Below are 1,937 nucleotides of genomic sequence, written 5' to 3' on the forward strand. Positions count from 1 at the left end.
TATTGCTACGGAAGTACATTAGAATATCTTGTTTTTGTACTCTATTTACTTGGTCAGCTTGTCTCTAAACTAGATTCGTAATTTGTATTTCCTTGTTTGGTATATATTTAGTCCGATCTAGCCAATCGATTACTAAACAATCCTGATCAGGAAACTACAATTTTGGAAAGGATATGAATTCCCGTAACCTTTTTTTTACTAATATAAAATATCTCGTCAGAATTGAAAATAATAAAGAAGATATCTTTACCGTATCTGAAGCATTTTTTTGAAGAAAATAATATTAATATATATGGTTCTTACAATCATCAAAATCACCACAGATAACCATAAAATATGATTATCTTGATGAAACCAAGCTAAAATACTGAAAGGAATAAATCCAAAAAATAAACCGATTAGAGCAGAATTGCGAATAACGGCTGTATTGTTCAAACCAATAAAGTATCCATCAAACATAAAAGCAATAGCATTAAATATAAGAAGTGGAAGTAACCAAAAAACATATATTTTAATTTCGTAAATAATTTCCAGATGATTAGTTAAAATTATAAATACAGTATGAGGAAACCCGATGGAAATACCAGCAAAAATTAGTGCGAATAAAACTCCCGTTCCTACTGTAACTCCAACTAAAGAAGGTAAGCGATCGCGTTTTCCACGACCTACAAAATTTCCTGTTAGGGTTTCTGCGGCTAATCCAAAACCCTCAATAAAAGAGATCGTAAACAAAAACACTTCGATCATTAAGGCATTTGCTGCTAAAATCTGCGTTCCCATTGCCGCACTGATATTGGTAAAAATAACAAGGCTGGCTCGATTGCTTAAAATCTTAATAAAAGTATCTCGATTAACAGCAAAAACGGTTTTAAATCCTGAACGCTGCCAAATGCAATGACTTAACTGATGAATTTCTTGGAATCGAACATCCTGACTGACAAATAAGATTCCCACCAATAAGGTTAAGTATTGACTCAAACAAGCAGAAAAACCTGCTCCCATACTGCCCCAATGCCATTTAAAAATGGCAAAATAATCAAAAATTATTTTGCCTAAATTGCCAATGATTGTTATCACTAGCACCTTACCACTCATTTCTTTTCCTAATAACCAACCGATCACGACTAAGTTAAGTGCCACTGCGGGAGCACCCCAAATACGGGCATTAAAATAAGCAATACCAGAAGATTTAACTTCATCAGGAGCATCGAGTATAAGAAACCAAATTTTCTCGATAGGATATTGTAAAATAACAATTAATATACCCAGTACCAACCCTATCAATCCATTACGTAAACCCACTAATAACATGGCTTCGCGGTCATCTTTGCCTACAGCTTGAGCCGTCGCTCCCGTTGTTCCCATCCGCAAGAAGTGTAAAAGTCGGTAAAGATAGGTAAACAAAACCGTTGCGACTGCAACTCCTGCTAAGTGACGAATTTCTGTCAGATGTCCCAGGAAAGCAACGCTGACCAAGCCCGATAAGGGAATCATGATATTGGAGAGGGTATTAATGACCGCAAGCCTGTAGAAGCGGGGGAGAAGACTGTCTGAGTTTAAGCGGGCAAGTTTCATCGGCTCAACTATCAACTTTATTGGTATTTTTAAGAGTAAATATTAACAAAAATTCAGCTGAATTTAAAAAAAAATTATGGGATTTAAAAAATTCCACTTTCTATGAAACACAGGATAGAAAGACAACTCAGATCAAGAACAATTCTGATAGCTGGTCAGCTACCTAAGAGCTGATTTATAAAGTAAATATTAAGAAGCTTGAAAGCCTTGCTATGATTGTCTTTTGGGTATTAAATAGTTCAATTGTTCTAGTTTAGCCCAAGCCTTATCCTACAAGGATTACAGCGAGTTTACAAATCAGCTCTTACAAATGGCTCGATTATCTTAAAGGGATGAGAGTTGCTTCCCTTATCCAGTATACT

At 35.3% G+C, this 1,937-nt stretch carries 1 protein-coding gene; it reads right to left on the minus strand.

The window, feature by feature from the left end:
• Positions 1-246: 246 nt before the first annotated feature.
• Positions 247-1,575, minus strand: coding sequence for a guanitoxin biosynthesis MATE family efflux transporter GntT (gntT, locus tag F6K49_RS44575; RefSeq protein WP_293108385.1), 1,329 nt, complete (start codon positions 1,573-1,575; stop codon positions 247-249).
• Positions 1,576-1,937 lie beyond the last annotated feature (362 nt).

It is taken from the genome of Moorena sp. SIO3I6 (assembly GCF_010672095.1).